Annotated in this window: 17 protein-coding genes and 1 tRNA gene; 11 read left to right on the top strand and 7 right to left on the bottom strand. The window is 61.9% G+C overall.

All coding sequences use genetic code 11. The annotated features are described in order from the left end of the window. Window positions 1-105 precede the first annotated feature (105 nt). The gene (locus RSO41_RS14870) at window positions 106-666 is read right to left on the bottom strand and encodes a YqaE/Pmp3 family membrane protein (protein ID WP_315619950.1); all 561 of its coding nucleotides are present in this window, start codon (window positions 664-666) and stop codon (window positions 106-108) included. A 247-nt stretch (window positions 667-913) separates the two neighbouring features. Between RSO41_RS14870 and RSO41_RS14865 the strand changes: the two genes are divergently transcribed. From RSO41_RS14865 to putP, 8 genes are all read left to right on the top strand, one after another. Then, on the top strand, window positions 914-1,321 hold the full coding sequence (locus RSO41_RS14865; RefSeq protein ID WP_315619949.1) for a CBS domain-containing protein: 408 nt from the start codon (window positions 914-916) through the stop codon (window positions 1,319-1,321). Window positions 1,322-1,609: 288 nt separating this feature from the next. Continuing rightward, window positions 1,610-1,683 (top strand) — tRNA-Gly (locus tag RSO41_RS14860). A 40-nt stretch (window positions 1,684-1,723) separates the two neighbouring features. Then, window positions 1,724-2,095, top strand: coding sequence for a hypothetical protein (locus RSO41_RS14855; RefSeq protein WP_315619948.1), 372 nt, complete (start codon window positions 1,724-1,726; stop codon window positions 2,093-2,095). A 66-nt stretch (window positions 2,096-2,161) separates the two neighbouring features. Beyond that, window positions 2,162-2,962 (top strand): AraC family transcriptional regulator, encoded by an 801-nt coding sequence (locus tag RSO41_RS14850; protein WP_315619947.1) that lies wholly within the window; start codon window positions 2,162-2,164, stop codon window positions 2,960-2,962. A gap of 187 nt (window positions 2,963-3,149) precedes the next feature. Continuing rightward, window positions 3,150-6,341 carry a bifunctional proline dehydrogenase/L-glutamate gamma-semialdehyde dehydrogenase PutA gene (gene putA / locus RSO41_RS14845; RefSeq protein ID WP_315619946.1) on the top strand — a complete coding sequence of 1,064 codons (3,192 nt, stop codon included), beginning with the start codon at window positions 3,150-3,152 and terminating at the stop codon, window positions 6,339-6,341. A gap of 180 nt (window positions 6,342-6,521) precedes the next feature. After that, complete coding sequence (gene nhaC, locus RSO41_RS14840) at window positions 6,522-8,009, top strand: Na+/H+ antiporter NhaC (protein ID WP_315619945.1); 1,488 nt, start codon at window positions 6,522-6,524, stop codon at window positions 8,007-8,009. Between the two features lie 160 nt (window positions 8,010-8,169). Further along, complete coding sequence (locus RSO41_RS14835) at window positions 8,170-8,292, top strand: hypothetical protein (RefSeq protein ID WP_315619944.1); 123 nt, start codon at window positions 8,170-8,172, stop codon at window positions 8,290-8,292. Between the two features lie 17 nt (window positions 8,293-8,309). Further along, a complete protein-coding gene (gene putP / locus RSO41_RS14830; protein WP_315619943.1) occupies window positions 8,310-9,800 on the top strand; it encodes a sodium/proline symporter PutP in 1,491 nt (496 codons plus the stop codon). Between the two features lie 55 nt (window positions 9,801-9,855). On the opposite strand, the gene RSO41_RS14825 is transcribed toward putP, so the two are convergent. Continuing rightward, the gene (locus RSO41_RS14825) at window positions 9,856-10,149 is read right to left on the bottom strand and encodes a hypothetical protein (RefSeq protein WP_315619942.1); all 294 of its coding nucleotides are present in this window, start codon (window positions 10,147-10,149) and stop codon (window positions 9,856-9,858) included. 270 nt (window positions 10,150-10,419) lie between these two features. On the opposite strand from RSO41_RS14825, the gene RSO41_RS14820 reads away from it, so the two are divergent. Next, window positions 10,420-11,013: an OmpW/AlkL family protein gene (locus RSO41_RS14820; protein WP_315619941.1), complete on the top strand. Its 594-nt coding sequence runs from the start codon at window positions 10,420-10,422 to the stop codon at window positions 11,011-11,013. 120 nt (window positions 11,014-11,133) lie between these two features. Here the strand turns inward: RSO41_RS14820 and RSO41_RS14815 are convergent, their stop codons facing one another. From RSO41_RS14815 to RSO41_RS14795, 5 genes are all read right to left on the bottom strand, one after another. Next, the gene (locus tag RSO41_RS14815) at window positions 11,134-11,634 is read right to left on the bottom strand and encodes a gamma-glutamylcyclotransferase family protein (protein WP_315619940.1); all 501 of its coding nucleotides are present in this window, start codon (window positions 11,632-11,634) and stop codon (window positions 11,134-11,136) included. A 5-nt stretch (window positions 11,635-11,639) separates the two neighbouring features. Continuing rightward, complete coding sequence (locus RSO41_RS14810) at window positions 11,640-11,972, bottom strand: YqcC family protein (protein ID WP_315619939.1); 333 nt, start codon at window positions 11,970-11,972, stop codon at window positions 11,640-11,642. Between the two features lie 67 nt (window positions 11,973-12,039). After that, window positions 12,040-12,798 (bottom strand): amino acid ABC transporter ATP-binding protein, encoded by a 759-nt coding sequence (locus RSO41_RS14805; protein ID WP_315619938.1) that lies wholly within the window; start codon window positions 12,796-12,798, stop codon window positions 12,040-12,042. Continuing rightward, window positions 12,795-13,469: an amino acid ABC transporter permease gene (locus tag RSO41_RS14800; protein WP_315619936.1), complete on the bottom strand. Its 675-nt coding sequence runs from the start codon at window positions 13,467-13,469 to the stop codon at window positions 12,795-12,797. Before RSO41_RS14800 ends, RSO41_RS14805 begins: the two co-directional genes overlap by 4 nt. An 18-nt stretch (window positions 13,470-13,487) precedes the next feature. Next, window positions 13,488-14,264: an amino acid ABC transporter substrate-binding protein gene (locus RSO41_RS14795; RefSeq protein WP_315619935.1), complete on the bottom strand. Its 777-nt coding sequence runs from the start codon at window positions 14,262-14,264 to the stop codon at window positions 13,488-13,490. A gap of 333 nt (window positions 14,265-14,597) precedes the next feature. On the opposite strand from RSO41_RS14795, the gene RSO41_RS14790 reads away from it, so the two are divergent. Together RSO41_RS14790 and RSO41_RS14785 are read left to right on the top strand one after the other, a co-directional pair. Beyond that, on the top strand, window positions 14,598-15,623 hold the full coding sequence (locus RSO41_RS14790; protein WP_315619934.1) for a DUF3549 family protein: 1,026 nt from the start codon (window positions 14,598-14,600) through the stop codon (window positions 15,621-15,623). A 22-nt stretch (window positions 15,624-15,645) separates the two neighbouring features. Continuing rightward, window positions 15,646-16,083: an ATP-dependent zinc protease gene (locus RSO41_RS14785; RefSeq protein ID WP_315619933.1), complete on the top strand. Its 438-nt coding sequence runs from the start codon at window positions 15,646-15,648 to the stop codon at window positions 16,081-16,083. Window positions 16,084-16,087 lie beyond the last annotated feature (4 nt).

The following is a 16,087-nucleotide window of genomic DNA, read 5'->3' as shown; positions in this document are numbered from 1 at the left end:
TTATACGCGCGTCCGCTCCACTGCCAAGCTCACCCCCGCCTCACCCAACCGGCAAGTCTCCGGGCGATGCCGAGGCCGAGCGCATCGGTCGAGGTCGGGGAGGGGTTAATAATGCTTCAGGAGCCAGAACACCGCATAGACCGATCCCGGAATCCAGCCAAGCAGCATCAGGACCAGCGACAGGAGCACCCGACGCCCCCCGGCACCGGCCAGGACCATCGCCAGGGGCGGCATCAGCACGGCCAGAATCACCATCGCGGCAAAGGGCTCGGGACGCGTGGCTCCCGAAGCCGAGCGCCGTGACTCGGCCTCATGGGCGGCGGTTGGCACCGTCTTTTCAGGAGCGGAGGCCGGCGGCGTAAAATGCTCCACACCACTGCCCGAGCGCGCGCCCTCGCCGACCTCCCTTCCTTCCGACGGCTGCTCATGATCCAGGGCCCGTTGATGCGCCTCATGATCGATCTTCTGCTCCAGGGCATCGGCCCCTTCCGCCAGCGTCTCGTGATAGCGCTCCCAATCCTCCCAGTCATGGGGCGTCCCGGCCTTGGGGCGATGGTCGCCGGACTCGCGAGCACGATACCAGGCCTTTTCTTCAAGCGTGTTGGGGCGCTCCTTGTCACGTTCTCCATCCAGGCCCTTGCGGGCCAGGTATTCACGGGCATCCATGATGGGCATCTCCAACGGTGATCGGGCACGAACGAATGATGGATCCATTGTGCCATATTGGAGTCGTTCAGCCCGACACGGGTTCCGATCACGGGCAGCGGCATCTCGCGCAAGTCGACTATGCTGAAGCCGAGGCAACCCCAGAGCATCCGGGTCACTCGACGTTATCGGCGAATGCCAGCCGTCCCGATTCCATCGGATGCCAGCACGGGCGAGGCTCACCACTGTCGGCACAAGGAGAACCGCCATGCCCAAGAAGGCCCCCACCATCGTTCGCGAGATCATGTCCCGCGACTGCTACCGGGTCTCCGGCAAGACCTCGGTGTCCACCCTGGCCGAAGGATTGTCGCTGCACCGACTGCCCGGGGCCCCCGTCGTCGACGAGCACGACCACCTGATCGGCTTCATCTCCGAGCAGGATGTCCTCGGCAAGGTACTGGAAAGTGCCTATCTCAACGATGAACCGCCTCTGGTCAGAGAGCTGATGCGCCATGAAGTGCTGTCCGTCACGCCCAACAAGAGCATCATCGACCTGGCCCAGGAAATGCTGGGAGCCAAACCCAAGATCTACCCGGTCACCGAGCAGACCCGTCTGGTCGGTATCGTCACCCGCCGCGACGTGCTCAACGCCCTTCTACGCATGCGTCACAGCTGAGCCTTGAAGCCGGCCACCCGGTGTGCGTCGGCGCCGACCTCGACGAAAGACTCAAAAAAAAGCCGCCCCAGCGGATGGGGCGGCAAGGATCGATGATGCAAGCCAGTGCAACATTGCTAGCGACTGCCATCGCGATGATGATGTTGCCTGTGCTTGATGAGACAACGCAGAGAGAAAAAGTTCGCCGCGTTCACCATTTTTTTCCTGGACCTGCTGTCGCCCCTGGGAAAAGGCGGCCCGACCTGTGGGGTTGTAATCATTAACCCTCTGGATATACTGGGAAACCTCGCGGGTGTAGCTCAATGGTAGAGCAGAAGCTTCCCAAGCTTAAGACGAGGGTTCGATTCCCTTCACCCGCTCCAATTTCGAGCCGTCGCGCCGTCTGCCGGCCCCGAGCGTTCCATGGCCCTGTTCCTGACTGTCTTCGCCGTCTGCATGCTGATCTTCGGCGGCATGGCTCTCATCCTGCTGCTATCCCATACCCCACGCTATCGCACCGAGCCCGAGCACCTGCTGACCTTGTTCGACAAGGCACTCGAGAATCGCGTCGGCGAAACCGAGTGGAACGCCCTCATCGGTTACCCGATTCGCCATGACGAATATCTGGAGAGTGTTCGCCGCCGTGCCAGGCACCTGATGGACGAACACGGCCGACATTGGCGCGTGGCGCGCGGCAAGCCACTGCTCGATACCGAGGGTCAGGCGGAACTTTCCGCCCTGCGCGATCACCTGGCGGCGCACACGCGACTCAAACGTGAGCGGGAGCAGGAATGAGTGTCAACGCTGGATCCGGTATCATGGCAGATGCATGCCACGGACTCGTCCCGCCGGAGGCCCGCGATGACCAGCGCGATCCGCCAGACACCGCTAGATACCGCCGTTCACCATCACGCCCATGACTTCCATCAGATCGTGATCGGGTTGCGTGGTCAGGCGGAATTCGAGATCGAAGGGCTGGGCGGCTCCATCTCGGCCCTGTCCGGCTGCATCGTGCCGGCCAATCATGTTCACTACTACGCCGGCACCGGCGACAATCACCAGCTGATTCTCGACCTACCGGAAGACGCCCTCTCGCTGACCGGCCATCAGCACGAACTGGTGCGTCTGTTCGATGCACCCCGCTTCTTCTCGCTGGACGCCCCTCTGGAGCGCTACCTCGACTTCGTGGTGCACGAACTCGGCCTGCTCTCTCAACAGGGCCGCCTGAGCCCCCTGCAACAGGAACGCCTGGCCACGACGCTGCTCGGCTCCCTGCATGCTCGCCTGGCCCAGGAAGCTCCCGCCCGGGGTCGCCACCTCGATCTTGCCGCCCTCGACCGCTTCATCGACCATCACCTGGGAACCCCCCTGCGAGTCGCCGACCTGGCGGCCGAAGCCTGCCTGAGCGAGACCCACTTCACCGCGCGCTTCCGCGAGCAGACCGGTCTTTCGCCCTGGCAGTACGTATTGCGCCGACGCCTCGATACCTCGGAGCGTCTGCTGCGCGAAAGCCACCTGCCCCTGTCGGAGATCGCCGCCCTGACCGGCTTCGCCAACCAGAGCGCGTTCTCCCGAGCCTTCCGCCGCACCTTCGGCCATCCGCCGAGCCGAGTGCGGACCACATCAGCCCGCCCCCTCGGTGCACCCGCACTGCAAGGTTAGACGAAAGGCTAACCATCCCGTCATATTCCATTAACAACATTGAAATCGTCAAATCCATCCGTGGATTCGGCAAGCAGAGCCCGATGATGCCCCCTACCCTCATAAGATGCCCTTGGTCCGCTGGCGAGCCGATGCCGGCGGAGCGGAACACCTATTGTGACGACGGGCTTCAGACCGGGGAAGATTCATGCTCAACGCCAACGACATGCTGGATAACGCCACCTGGCGCCAGGAACTCGACACGCTTTTCGCCAGTATCAGCGACCACTATGTGGTGGACGAGGAGGCCTATGTCGAAGAACTGATCAGGGCGCTCGATACCGACGAGCGCGACTTCGCGCGTATTGCCGACAAGACGGCAGAATTGGTGCGCGAAATCCGCGAGATGGACACCGCGGTGGACACCATCGACGAGCTCCTCCAGCAGTACAGCCTGGATACCCATGAAGGCCTGATGCTGATGTGCCTCGCGGAAGCCATGCTGCGCATTCCCGACAAGGCCACTGCCGACGCCTTGATCGAGGACAAGCTCGGCCCCGCCGACTGGAAGTCCTACCTGGGCCAGAGCGAATCCTGGATGGTCAACGCCTCCACCTGGGGACTCTTGATGACCGGCCGCGTGGTGACCATGGACAAGCCGCAGGAGGGCCGCCCCTCCGGCTTCATCAACAAGATGGTCAACCGCATGGGGGAACCGGTGATCCGCCGGGCCATGGTCGAGGCGATGAAGGTCATGGGCAAGCAGTTCGTGCTGGGGCGCGACATCGACGAGGCGCTCAAGCGATCCAGGCCGTTATTCGACAAGGGCTATACCTACTCCTACGACATGCTGGGGGAGGCCGCCCGCACCCGCGACGACGCCAAGCGCTATTTCGACGACTACGCCAACGCCATCGACCGTGTCGGCAAGACCAGCACCCGGCTGTCGGACAAGACGCCTCCACCGTCGATCTCCATCAAGCTTTCCGCACTGCATCCACGCTACGAATTCGGCCGTCGCGAACAGGTCCTCGATGAGCTCGTCGCCAGCACTCTCGAGCTTGTCACCATGGCACGCGAGCGCGATGTCGCCGTGACCATCGATGCCGAGGAAGTCGACCGCCTGGAGCTCTCCCTCGAAGTATTCCGTGCGGTCTACGAGCATGACGTCTGCCGTGGCTGGGGGCATTTCGGCCTGGTCATCCAGGCCTACGCCAAGCGCGCCCTTCCGGTATTGCATTACATCAACCGTCTGGCCGAAACGCAGGGCGATGAAATCCCGCTGCGCCTGGTCAAGGGTGCCTACTGGGATACCGAGATCAAGGAGTCGCAACAGCTCGGCGTCGAGGGCTATCCCGTCTACACACGCAAGGCGGCCACCGATGTCGCCTACCTCGTGTGCGCACGCTTTCTGCTCTCCGAGGGGACCCGGGGGCGGATCTTCCCGCAGTTCGCCACCCATAACGCCCATACCATCAGCACCATCCTCGAGGTGGCCAACGAGGCCGATCGCGCCTTCGAGTTCCAGCGCCTGCATGGCATGGGCGAGGCCCTCTACGCTTCCGCGCTCAAGCGAGCCCCCCAGGGGACTTACTGCCGTATCTACGCCCCGGTGGGCGCTCACAAGGACCTGCTGCCCTACCTGGTCCGTCGCTTGCTCGAAAACGGCGCCAACTCGTCCTTCGTGCACCAGCTGGTCGATCCCAAGGTGCCCGTCGAGTCGCTATGCGTGCACCCCGTGGAAACGCTGCGCCAGCACGACAGACTTGCCAATCAGCATATCCCCCTGCCGCGGGATATCTATGGCGAGAAGCGTCTCAACTCCCGGGGCGTCAACCTCAACATCCGCAGCCATTACGATCCGCTGATGCGCGCCATGCGAGAGTGCATGGATACCGCCTATGAAGCGCGCCCGCTGCTGGCTTTCGATGTCGCCACCGATCCAAGCCTGGTGCATGACGTCACCAGCCCCCATGACCACCGCATGACGGTCGGCAACGTGCTCTGGACCAGCAAGGAACAGGCAGAGCGCGCCGTGGACGCCGCCTGGGCCGCCTTCCCACGCTGGGATACCACCCCGGTCGCCGACCGCGCCGCCATCCTGCGACGCTTCGCTGAACTGCTGGAAGAGCACATGGCCGAATTGATGGCCTTGTGCTCCCGCGAGGGCGGCAAACTGCTCACCGACGGTGTCGACGAGATTCGCGAGGCCGTGGACTTCTGCCGCTACTATGCCGCCAAGGCCGAAGAGATCTTCGGTGAGCCGATCAAGCTGCCAGGGCCGACCGGTGAGTCCAATGAGCTGGTGATGAGCGGCAAGGGCGTCTTCGCGGCGATCAGTCCATGGAACTTCCCGGTGGCGATCTTCTGCGGACAGATGGTGGCCGCCGCCGTGGCCGGCAACACCGTCCTGGCCAAGCCGGCGGAGCAGACCTCCATCATCGCCCACCGGGTCGTCGAACTCCTTCACCAGGCCGGCATGCCCCGAGACGTGGTCCAACTGCTGCCCGGCGATGGTCCCACCGTGGGCAGCGTGCTGACTGGCGACCCCCGCATCACCGGCGTGGTCTTCACCGGCGGTACCGATACCGCACAGGTCATCAATCGCTCCCTGACCGAACGCGAGAATGCCCCTCTTCCGACCCTGGTGGCCGAAACCGGGGGCATGAACGCCATGATCGTCGACTCCACTGCCCTGCCCGAGCAGGTCGTGAACGACGTCATCCACTCGGCCTTCCAGAGCGCCGGCCAGCGCTGTTCTGCCCTGCGCGTGCTGTACCTGCAGGACGACGTGGCCGACCGCGTCATCGAGATCCTCAAGGGCGCCATGGCCGAGCTCCACGTAGGCGACCCACGTGACCTGGGCACCGATGTGGGCCCGGTGATCGACGAGGACGCCCGCCAGAACCTCCAGGCGCATATCGACAAGCTCAAGGGCGAGGGCCGCCTGATCGCGGAAACGACGCTCGACGCCGCGCATACCGCCGACGGAACCTTTATCGCCCCGACGGCCTTCCAGATCGATGGCATCGAGGCACTCGAACGTGAGCAGTTCGGGCCGATCCTGCACATCGTGCGCTACAAGTCCCAGGACCTGGACAGCGTCATCGATTCGATCAACGGCCGTGGCTATGGCTTGACCTTCGGCGTGCACAGCCGCAATGAATCCTTCGCCGAGGAAATCGCCCGCCGGATTCGCGTCGGCAATGTCTACGTCAATCGCGACATCATCGGTGCCGTGGTGGGCGTTCACCCCTTCGGCGGCCAGGGCCTTTCCGGCACCGGCCCCAAGGCCGGCGGCCCGCACTACCTGTTGAGGTTCGCCACCGAGAAGACGGTAACCATCAACACCGCCGCCCTGGGTGGCAACGCATCGCTACTCGCCATGGGAGATGACTGAAGCGGATTTTCGATCGCCCCTGACGCAGGGCGTGGCATACCGGAAACCAAGTACAATACTGGTGTGCCACCCCCTACCGCACCCTGAGAAGCGGCACCTGCCGCTCCTGGGCAGATCCCCGAACGACCGGGGTTCATATCCACAATGGTCTTGTAATAATCAGCACAACTGGAGGCCTTCATGGAAGACACCGCGCAACTGGATTCCATACGCAAGCCAGGACTGGGGCTTGCCCTCATTCCCATATTGGGAACCCTCGCCGTACTGGCGGTCCAGCTTTTTTATTTTGGAGATTTCACTCCCCACATTCCGCTATCCATCGGCATTGCACTGACCGGTATTCTCGGCATCTATCTTGGCCATGGCTGGCCAAATATCGAGAAGGGTATCTTCCACGTCATCAATGTCTCGCTTCCCTCGGTGTCTGTACTGATCATCGTCGGCATCATCGTCGGTGTCTGGATCGCCAGTGGTACGGTGCCGACCCTGATCTACTACGGCCTCAAGGTACTGTCCCCCGAGATATTCCTCGCCGCTGCCATGATTCTCTGCTCGGTCGTGTCCGTCTCCCTGGGTACCTCATGGGGCACGGTAGGCACGGTCGGCCTGGCCCTGATGGGGATCGGCGCGGGCTTCGGCATTCCGGCCTACTGGACCGCCGGGGCTGTGGTCTCCGGTGCCTTCTTCGGTGACAAGATATCCCCGCTTTCCGATACCACCAACCTGGCACCGGCCGTCACCGGCACCAACGTCTTCGACCACATCAAGAACATGATGCCGACCACCATTCCGGCCATGCTGCTCGCATTGGTCATCTATCTGGTGGCAGGCTTCACGGTGATCGATTCCACCCAGACCTCCTTCGAGAGCATCAACGCCATCACGTCGGCACTCGATGAGGCCTTCTGGATTTCTCCCTGGCTGCTGCTGCCCGCACTACTGGTCATCGGCCTGGCCGTGACGAAGAAACCACCGATTCCATCACTGTTCGCCGGTGCTGTCGCCGGGGGGGTCATGGCCATGCTGTTCCAGGGTGTCGGCCTGCATGACCTTTTCACCTTCGGCAATTCGGGTTACTCCATCAGTACCGGCGTCGACGAAATCGACACCCTGCTCAATAGCGGTGGCATCCAGTCGATGATGTGGACCATCTCGCTGGTCCTGCTCGCGCTCGGCTTTGGCGGCGCACTGGAGCGCACCGGCTGCCTGGAAGCCGTAATCAGCGTCATCATTTCGCGCTTCAAGACATTCGCCAGCATCCAGACATCTGCCGTCCTGACGTCGGTGGCCACCAATACCGTCGCCGGTGACCCCTATCTGTCAGTCGCCTTGCCAGGACGCATGTATGCCCCAGTCTACCGAGGCATGGGCTACTCGACCCTGAACCTGTCGAGGGCAATCGAAGAAGGCGGAACCCTCGTATCCCCACTTGTTCCATGGAATGCGGGCGGGGCCTTCGTCATCACGGCTCTGTCCTTGAACATCGGCAATGGCAACTTCGAAAACCTGCTTTACATACCACTGGCCTTTGCCTGCTGGACGGCCCCCTTCATCGGTATTTTCTATGCCAATCTAGGCTGGTTCTCGCCCAAGGCAACCGATGCCGAAAAAGCCAAGTGGGATGCAGATGAAGAACCACGCCTGGACCCTGAAGGAAATTATGTATAACCAGTGACGCTTTGCTTTCAACAGTTCGGTGGAGATATTCTCTACTGGACTGTTGGTTTTCATACCGGAAAGCATTTCGTGTCATTAAAGAAGGCAAGGGATTTCTTGACATAAAGCCTTTTCCTTCTCTAATGACAAGTTCAAGACGCAAGGAGCACGCATGATCGACAACACACGCCCTGCCGGTTGCAGGCTCGAACTCTCCCCTATCGCGATGCTCGCCAACGGCTATCGGGCCTGCGCGCGTGACAACAACCTGCCCGAGATTTCTCGGAGCCAATAAACTGGAGACGCTTCATCATGGCTATTGGTGTCTGGATTAGTCTGATCGGTTACTTTCTGCTCATGATCGCCATCGGCGTTTATGCTATGCGCACCTCCACGTCCTCATCCGAGGATTACATGCTGGGAGGGCGCTCCCTCAGCCCGAAGGTAGCGGCGCTTTCGGCCGGCGCTTCGGACATGAGCGGCTGGTTGCTGCTGGGCCTGCCGGGAGCCCTCTTCGCTTCGGGGCTGGGCTCTGCCTGGATAGGCATCGGCCTGCTGGTGGGCGCGTTCTTCAACTGGACGCTGGTCGCTCCGCGTCTCCGGGAACAGACGGTTCATTATGGTAATGCCATTACCATTCCGTCCTTCCTGGCCAACCGATTCCCGACTCGAGCGACGTCACTGCGTACCGTGTCGGCCGTCGTCATCGTCATCTTCTTCGCCGTCTACACTGCCTCCGGCCTGGTGGCGGGCGGCAAGCTGTTCGAGAGTGCGTTTGCCGGCATCTTCAACTTCGGTGGCCTCAGTGACTACGCCGCGGGCATCATCATCACGCTGGGCGTGGTACTCGTCTATACCGTGGTGGGTGGCTTCCTCGCGGTGAGCATGACGGACTTTGTGCAAGGCTGCATCATGATGCTGGCACTGATCATCATGCCGGCGGTGGTGCTCTTCGGCGAAGGGGGTGGCGGCTTCTCGCAGGCATCGCAGACCCTGAATGAAGTCGATCCCACGCTATTGAGCTGGACGGATGGACTCACCTTCATCGGCTGGCTTTCGGCGGTGACCTGGGGGCTGGGCTATTTCGGCCAGCCACATATCATCGTGCGATTCATGGCGATCCGTAACCTGAAAGACGTACCGACAGCGCGCAACATCGGCATGGGCTGGATGCTCATCTCCCTGATCGGCGCCGTGTCACTCGGCATCTTCGGTCGCGCTTACGCGGTGCGCAATGGCATGGATATCCAGGATCCGGAAACCATCTTCATCATCCTCGCGGACCTGCTGTTCCACCCCTTGATCACTGGCTTCCTCTTCGCGGCACTGCTGGCGGCGGTGATGAGCACGATTTCCAGTCAATTGCTGGTATCCTCGTCTTCACTCACCGAAGATTTCTACCGTCTGTTCCTGCGCAAGGAAGCGCCGGAGAAGGAGTGTGTCCTCATCGGACGCGTGAGCGTCGTGTTGGTTGGCCTGGTGGCAGCAGTGATCGCCTCCGACCCCGACTCTCAGGTTCTGGCGCTGGTCAGTAACGCCTGGGCAGGCTTTGGCGCGGCGTTCGGCCCGCTGATCATCCTGTCGCTGATGTGGCCGCGTACCAATGGTGCTGGCGCCATCGCGGGCATGGTCGTGGGTGCCGCCACCGTCATGATCTGGATTTCACTGGGCTGGAACGGCTCCTTCATGGGTGGGCCCGGTGTCTACGAGATCATCCCAGGCTTCATCGCCGCTTTCATTGCCATCCTGGTGGTGAGCAGCGTGACGGCCGACGCGGGTGAGTACAAGCAAATCTCTCGCTGAGAGCGCGCAACGCAACGTCGTAAAGGGGCTCCTGCGGGAGCCCTTTTGCTGCCCATCAGGTCAGCCAAGCACGCCCGATCAACACCAGGGCAAACCCCCACAAGGCCCTCTGGCTCCAGGGACCATTGACCAGTTTCTCCAACCGGCCCCTCTCTATCCCCCCGACCAGTGGACGCGCGAACGTCGCTCCCAGCGCCCAGACTCCCAGGGCCACAAGGGGAAGCCGCAGAGCGAATGGCAGCCCTTGTATCAATTCGGGCCGCCACAGCAACCAGGCCGAAAGACCGGCTGCCAACAGCAACGCACCGGTATCGAGGTGCACTCGAGAGATCAGGGGCCGATCCGTCATGGTCGCCTCCAGCGCCGATGTCACACTTCCAGTGAAGACGATTCCAGGCCAGTTGGCGAACAATGTGCAAACATTGTACAAGAAGTGTCGCTTATTGCTATCAGTAGCAAAAAGTTCCATTGAATTGCCCCATATATTGCAATCGACACCATAGGAATTCTTTACAAGACGTTTAGAAACACTGTTTTCTATAATTCTCCTTGAACGATGCGGACGACGCAGTAGGACATACCAGCGTCAGCATCCGAAACACCACAGGGAGGACTCCCCATGAAAGCGACTCGACTGATTTCTGCCGCCGCCCTCGCCGCTGCCGGCCTCTTCGCCACCCAGGCCGCCATGGCCTACCAGGCAGGCGACATCTATGTACGCGGCGGCTATTCCAAGTCCGACGTGAAGAGCGATAACGGCGAGATCGCCAACCAGGACATCAATGTTTCCGATGAACAAGGCATCGCCTATGGTTTCGGCTACCTGTTTACCGACAAGCTGGGGATCGAGCTCAACGGTACCGAAGCCGTGGAGCATGACATGACCGGCGGCAGTTTCGACCGCACCCCGGTCAACCTGATGGCCAACTACTATCCGCTGGGCGGTACGGACTCGCGGGTCCAGCCCTACGCAGGGGTCGGCCTCAACTACACGCACTTTTCCAACGAGTCGGTGAGCGGCATGGATCTCGACCATTCCTACGGCGCCGCCGGCCAGGTGGGCGTGGATCTGGCCCTGACCGACCGCTTCATGATCGGTGCCTTCGCCAACTACGCCGATGTGGATAGCGACGTGGACATGCAGGGTCAGCAGGTCGGCAATGTCGAGCTCGACCCGCTCACCGTCGGGGGTGGCCTGACCTACCGCTTCTGAGCACCATCATCACCAGACCACGACGCCGGGCCATGCCCGGCGTCGCTTTTTCTGTACTCGAACCAGCGAGGCCCTCCAGATGGAGGGCCTCGTCATTCCTGCACGATCAATGGCACTTGCTCAGCGCGGGTGGTGCCGCGACAACCCGAGAGCCGCGAGGGTCTCGTCATCCAGACCTGCAACCGCCGGAACCTCGGTCAGCCGGGCGTGGTACGCGGCGGAGAGGAACGCCCGGCCACGCAATAGATGTTCGAGATATTCGTGGGCGGGACGCAATGCCTCGGCGGTGGTTCCCGGTGTGGCGATGTACACCCAGGCCTCGATGGCGCCTTCGGCGGTCTCGATGGGCAGGCGGTATCGACAATATTCGTCGGGATGCCCCTCGAAAGGATCCATGGCATGGATCTGTTCGGGAGACATCAGTTCGAAGAGCGCCCCTTCGACACACTCCCCTCTCCGGGGAGTCACGTTGGCGTGGCTGATGCCGGGTACCTTCGATACCTTGTCGAATCGCAGAACATGATCGACCAGCACGCCCGGCAAGGCACGTCGCGTACCGCCAATACGGGCCTCGACACGCGCCGGATTCATGTTACTGCCATAGGCGAAATAATACGGCATGGCGCTCAGTTCTCGGTGACGAGAGTGTCGATACGTTCGACAGCCTTGCCCATCAGGATACGATCGCTGTTGCGTGCGCCTTCCTGAGTCAGATACGCCTCCACCGCCGGGGCCACGTCACAGTTCGCGGGCATGGGGCTTTCCGTCTCGACCAGGGCGTCGAGCCGGGCGATGAACACGAAACGCAACCATTGCGGCAGGCTCATCGTATCGATGCAGAACGGCTGAGAGCTGTTGAAGGCCGTCGGCTCGGGGCGCTCCACGCGCCAGAGGTTGGCGGCCCTCATGGTGGACTCGAGTTCGCGAAGCGCGGCATCGAGTTCCTCGTGAACGGTCATGGGTCATCTCTCCAATCGATCAATGGCGTCATTATCCCGTGACTCGCCGCCTCGGGCTACCCCGTGCTCAAAGCCCTTGAGGCGCCGGTTGGCCGGCCAGCACCTTGCGCAGGAAGTCGCGGGTACGCGGGTCCTCGGGGGCATTGAACAACCGCGAAGGTGGGCCCTGTTCGACGATATGACCGCCTTCCATGAACACCACTCTATCGGCCACATCCCGGGCAAACCCCATTTCATGGGTCACCACCAGCATGGTCTGACGCTCGGTGGCCAACTGCTTCATCAGGGCCAGAACCTCCTCGACCCACTCCGGGTCGAGCGATGACGTCGGCTCGTCGAAGAGAATGATATCGGCCTGTGCCGCCATGGCACGACCGATTCCCACACGCTGCTGCTGTCCTCCGGAGAGCGATGCCGGGTAGGCATCCGCCTTGTCGGCCAGCCCGATGCGCTCGAGAATCTCCCGGGCCCGGGCGTGCGCCTTCTCCTTCGACCAGCGATTGACCACGATCAATCCCTCGGCGATGTTCTCCAATGCGGTCTTGTTGGCGAACAGTGCATAGTTCTGGAAGACGAAGGCCGTGCGTCGTCGCGCCGCCAGGATGTCGGCCCGACTGGCACGGGTGACGTCGATCTTCAGGTCCCCCAGGGTCAACTGCCCGGCGTCCGGGGTCTCGAGGAAGTTCAGGCAGCGCAGCAGGGTCGACTTGCCGGTACCCGACGGGCCGATTACCACAATGATCTCGCCTCGCTCGATGGCGAGATCGATACCGTCGAGCACGGGTGCGCCACCGAACCGCTTGACCAGGTTGGCTATCTTGATCATCTGCGATACGCCTTGTTGAGCCGTGTCTCCAGCCGGCGCTGGCCCCAGGCCAGCAACTCGACAATGATCCAGTAGATCACCGCCACAGTGAGAAAGGCCTCGAAATACAGAAAACTGCCGGCCGCTTCCTTCTGGGTCGCCCCCATCAGTTCGGTGACGCCCAGGGTAAAGGCCAGTGAAGTGGCCTTGATCATGTCGATGAAGTAGTTCATCAGGGTAGGTACCGCGACCCGGGTCGCCTGAGGCAGCACGATGCGCCGCATCAACTGTCCGTTGGTCATGCCGATGGACAGCGCGGCTTCGGTCTGGCTGCGATCGACACCGACGATGGCGGCCCGGATCGACTCTGCCATATAGGCAGAAAAGTGCAGCGTCAGCCCCATGATGGTGGCCGTAACACCATTGATCTGGGTCAGGAAAGCCAGCAGTTGCGGCAGACCGTAATAAAACAGGAAGAGTTGCACCAGCAGCGGGGTACCGCGAAAGAAGGAGATGAACAGCATCGTCGCCGCGTTCAACCCCGGAATCCTCAGCACCCGGATCACCGCCAGCCCGCAGGCCAGGGCCAGAGCCAGCACCATCCCGGCCGCCGCCATCTCGAGGGTCAGCGGCAGATAACTCAACAGGATGGGTACCAGCCCCAGCATGTAGTCGAAATCGAGAACGCTCATGATGAAAGCAGCGCCGGATCAGGGACGGGTGATATCGGTGCCGAACCAGCGCTCGGAGATGTCCGTCAGAGTGCCATCCTCACGCAAGGCGGCGAGCGCCTTGCCGACCCGGTCGCGCAGTGCGCGGTCCTCTTCGGTATCGCGGAACGGCAACGCATTGCGGATTTCCGAGAAAGGCTTGCCGGCCAGCTCGAGCGGCAACGGCTTCTCCTTGATCACCTGGCTGGCACTCACCCGGTCCATGACGAAGGCATCGACACGGCCCAGGGCGGTGTCCTGCTCGATATTGCTCTCGTAGGTACGAATATCGATCTCGTCGGCATAGGGCAGCTCACGCAACAGTTGTTCATAGTTGGAGCCCAGGTTCACCGCTACACTTTTGCCACGCAGATCCTCGACGCCGGAGACCGCTTCGTTGCCCTCCTTGACCACGACCTGAGCACCATCGTAGACATAGGGTTCGGTGAAGACATACTTGGCCTGACGCTCTTCGGTAATCGTGATCTGGTTGGCGATGGTGTCGATGCGCCCGGACTCGAGCATGCCGAAGAGTCCGGAGAAGTTGGCGGTCACGAACGACACCTCGGTATTCATTTCCTCGGCCACGGCCTCCATCACATCGACCTCGAACCCCTTGAGGGTGTCCTGTTCGACGAAGGTGAAGGGGAAATAGCCGCCGGACATGCCGACCTTGAGAGGTTCGTCCTCGGCCTGGAGAGTCCCGGCGAAAGCGATGGCACCAACGGGAATCAGGGTCAGAGCGATGTTTCGTACCAAGCCTGGAAAGCGCAACATGATGAGCCTCCTGTCATTACACGTCACAAAGAGAATTCAGGAATAAGAAGCCTTGATCTATATTCCATTTTGACACAAACCGTAGGAAAAATCCCTCACGGCGGCCAATAGCCGTTGATTATGCCTGTCATAGCCTCGTGACACAGTCATGTCATGCACAGAAGACCTGAACGTCCCTGTGGATAACCACTGAACAGGTCGCGCCTGCCGAGACCTCATGGGCTTTCCGAGCCATTGATCAATGAATGATCAATCCCCGAATCCCCAATGCAGCGTTGGCTGACAGAATTCGGGTGTCGATGTAAAGTGCACGCTTCGAGCCAGGGGGACCGCATGCAATCGATCGACAGCCTACATGACTTCTTCGTCCGCACCGGTGCCGAGGTGAGGCTCTATCATCTTGGCCGTCGTGTCGAACCCTGTCCGCGCGACGCCTTGCGCGGCCTTGAAAACGACGAGCGCCCCTGGCCGATTCCCTGGCAAGCGCAGGCCAGGCTGGCGATGGTGTTCCGGGTGGGAGATCTCGACGACCCCCTCATCTGGTTCCTGGCTCTGCCGCTGGATGAACAGGGCAAGCTCGACCCGGCCCCCCGGGATGCCTTCCTGCAGCGCCTGCTGGAAACCCTGGGCCGCAATGTCCAGGGGCTCGGCCGTGAGGAAAGTCGCGAGATCGACAACCTGATGAAGGACAACCCCCTCGCCTTCACACCTTCAACGACCTTTCTGGCCATGCTGCACGCCCGGGCGAGCCACGACCTCGGCCGCCCGGCGAGCCAGCACCTGGAACCGGCGGAAGCCTACCTGGAGGGGCAGCAGACGCTCGACTGGCGGGCCCTTGGCCTTCAAGGGCTCGCCGACTTCGTGTCGCGCATGGACGCTGACCAGCAGCACCGGCTGGCTGACACACTCGCGTCTCTGCCCGATGAGGTCCTGGTATCGCTATGTTACTGTCTGGAACATGTCGGCATTGACGACAGCCTCGCCGACGCGCTCCGCCAACGCGGTGAGCAGGCCGCCGAGGCTGGCGATATCGAAGGTTTCTGCGCCTGCGTGCGCGCCGTCAGCGGTGCCGATGGCACGCGAGCCGGCGACTGGTACGATGCCCTTCTGGCCGACGCGACGAGCTGTGGCCCCGACCTGTTGGCCGCCATGGCAGGGCGTGGCTGGCGTCACCTGGAAGATGGAGAGCGACTCCCGCGCTTCCTGGCCCGCCTGGCGGACGAACCTCGGGCCGACTTCACCGCCGTAGCACGCGACCTGGCGCTGATCCCTCGCCTGCGCCTGCCCGTATTGATGACGCTGCGCGACGCCGAGCCGACATCCGCCATCGGTCGCCGCCTGGCCGGCCTTTCCCGTTGATCCACAGGAGGCACCAAGCGCCATGAAGGAGCTGCCCTACCAGGCCAAGGCGGTCATCGGCCGCCGCGAGATGGTCACCCTGCCAGCGCTGAACCTGACACTGTGCGCCAAGGCCGACACCGGCGCCCGCACATCGGCACTCCACGCCGAGGACATCGAAACCTTCGAGCATGACAACCACCCCTGGGTACGATTCACCACGCGCGGTGGAGGCCCGGCCAGCCCGGCCCACGAACAATGTCTGCCGCTCCATGATCGGCGTCGGGTCACCAGTTCCAATGGTCAGGCCGAGTGGCGTTACGTCATCCGCACACTGATGCAACTGGGCGAACTGGAATTCCCGGTCGAGTTGACCCTTACCGACCGACGCGACATGCGACACCCCATGCTGCTGGGCCGACGCGCCCTGCGACGGCTACTGGTGGCGCCCGGCGCCGGTTTTCTGCATGGTGAGCCCTGAGGCT

It is taken from the genome of Halomonas sp. I1 (genome assembly GCF_032334135.1).
Lineage (GTDB): Bacteria > Pseudomonadota > Gammaproteobacteria > Pseudomonadales > Halomonadaceae > Halomonas.
Note: the sequence above shows the minus strand (reverse complement) of the source record. Positions and strands in the feature narration are given on the sequence as shown.

Coding starts and splice junctions, on each gene's coding strand:
- RSO41_RS14870 (WP_315619950.1), bottom strand. CDS start 666: ATGGATGCCCGTGAATACCTGGCCCGCAAGGGCCTGGATGGAGAACGT.
- RSO41_RS14865 (WP_315619949.1), top strand. CDS start 914: ATGCCCAAGAAGGCCCCCACCATCGTTCGCGAGATCATGTCCCGCGAC.
- RSO41_RS14855 (WP_315619948.1), top strand. CDS start 1,724: ATGGCCCTGTTCCTGACTGTCTTCGCCGTCTGCATGCTGATCTTCGGC.
- RSO41_RS14850 (WP_315619947.1), top strand. CDS start 2,162: ATGACCAGCGCGATCCGCCAGACACCGCTAGATACCGCCGTTCACCAT.
- putA (WP_315619946.1), top strand. CDS start 3,150: ATGCTCAACGCCAACGACATGCTGGATAACGCCACCTGGCGCCAGGAA.
- nhaC (WP_315619945.1), top strand. CDS start 6,522: ATGGAAGACACCGCGCAACTGGATTCCATACGCAAGCCAGGACTGGGG.
- RSO41_RS14835 (WP_315619944.1), top strand. CDS start 8,170: ATGATCGACAACACACGCCCTGCCGGTTGCAGGCTCGAACTCTCCCCT.
- putP (WP_315619943.1), top strand. CDS start 8,310: ATGGCTATTGGTGTCTGGATTAGTCTGATCGGTTACTTTCTGCTCATG.
- RSO41_RS14825 (WP_315619942.1), bottom strand. CDS start 10,149: ATGACGGATCGGCCCCTGATCTCTCGAGTGCACCTCGATACCGGTGCG.
- RSO41_RS14820 (WP_315619941.1), top strand. CDS start 10,420: ATGAAAGCGACTCGACTGATTTCTGCCGCCGCCCTCGCCGCTGCCGGC.
- RSO41_RS14815 (WP_315619940.1), bottom strand. CDS start 11,634: ATGCCGTATTATTTCGCCTATGGCAGTAACATGAATCCGGCGCGTGTC.
- RSO41_RS14810 (WP_315619939.1), bottom strand. CDS start 11,972: ATGACCGTTCACGAGGAACTCGATGCCGCGCTTCGCGAACTCGAGTCC.
- RSO41_RS14805 (WP_315619938.1), bottom strand. CDS start 12,798: ATGATCAAGATAGCCAACCTGGTCAAGCGGTTCGGTGGCGCACCCGTG.
- RSO41_RS14800 (WP_315619936.1), bottom strand. CDS start 13,469: ATGAGCGTTCTCGATTTCGACTACATGCTGGGGCTGGTACCCATCCTG.
- RSO41_RS14795 (WP_315619935.1), bottom strand. CDS start 14,264: ATGTTGCGCTTTCCAGGCTTGGTACGAAACATCGCTCTGACCCTGATT.
- RSO41_RS14790 (WP_315619934.1), top strand. CDS start 14,598: ATGCAATCGATCGACAGCCTACATGACTTCTTCGTCCGCACCGGTGCC.
- RSO41_RS14785 (WP_315619933.1), top strand. CDS start 15,646: ATGAAGGAGCTGCCCTACCAGGCCAAGGCGGTCATCGGCCGCCGCGAG.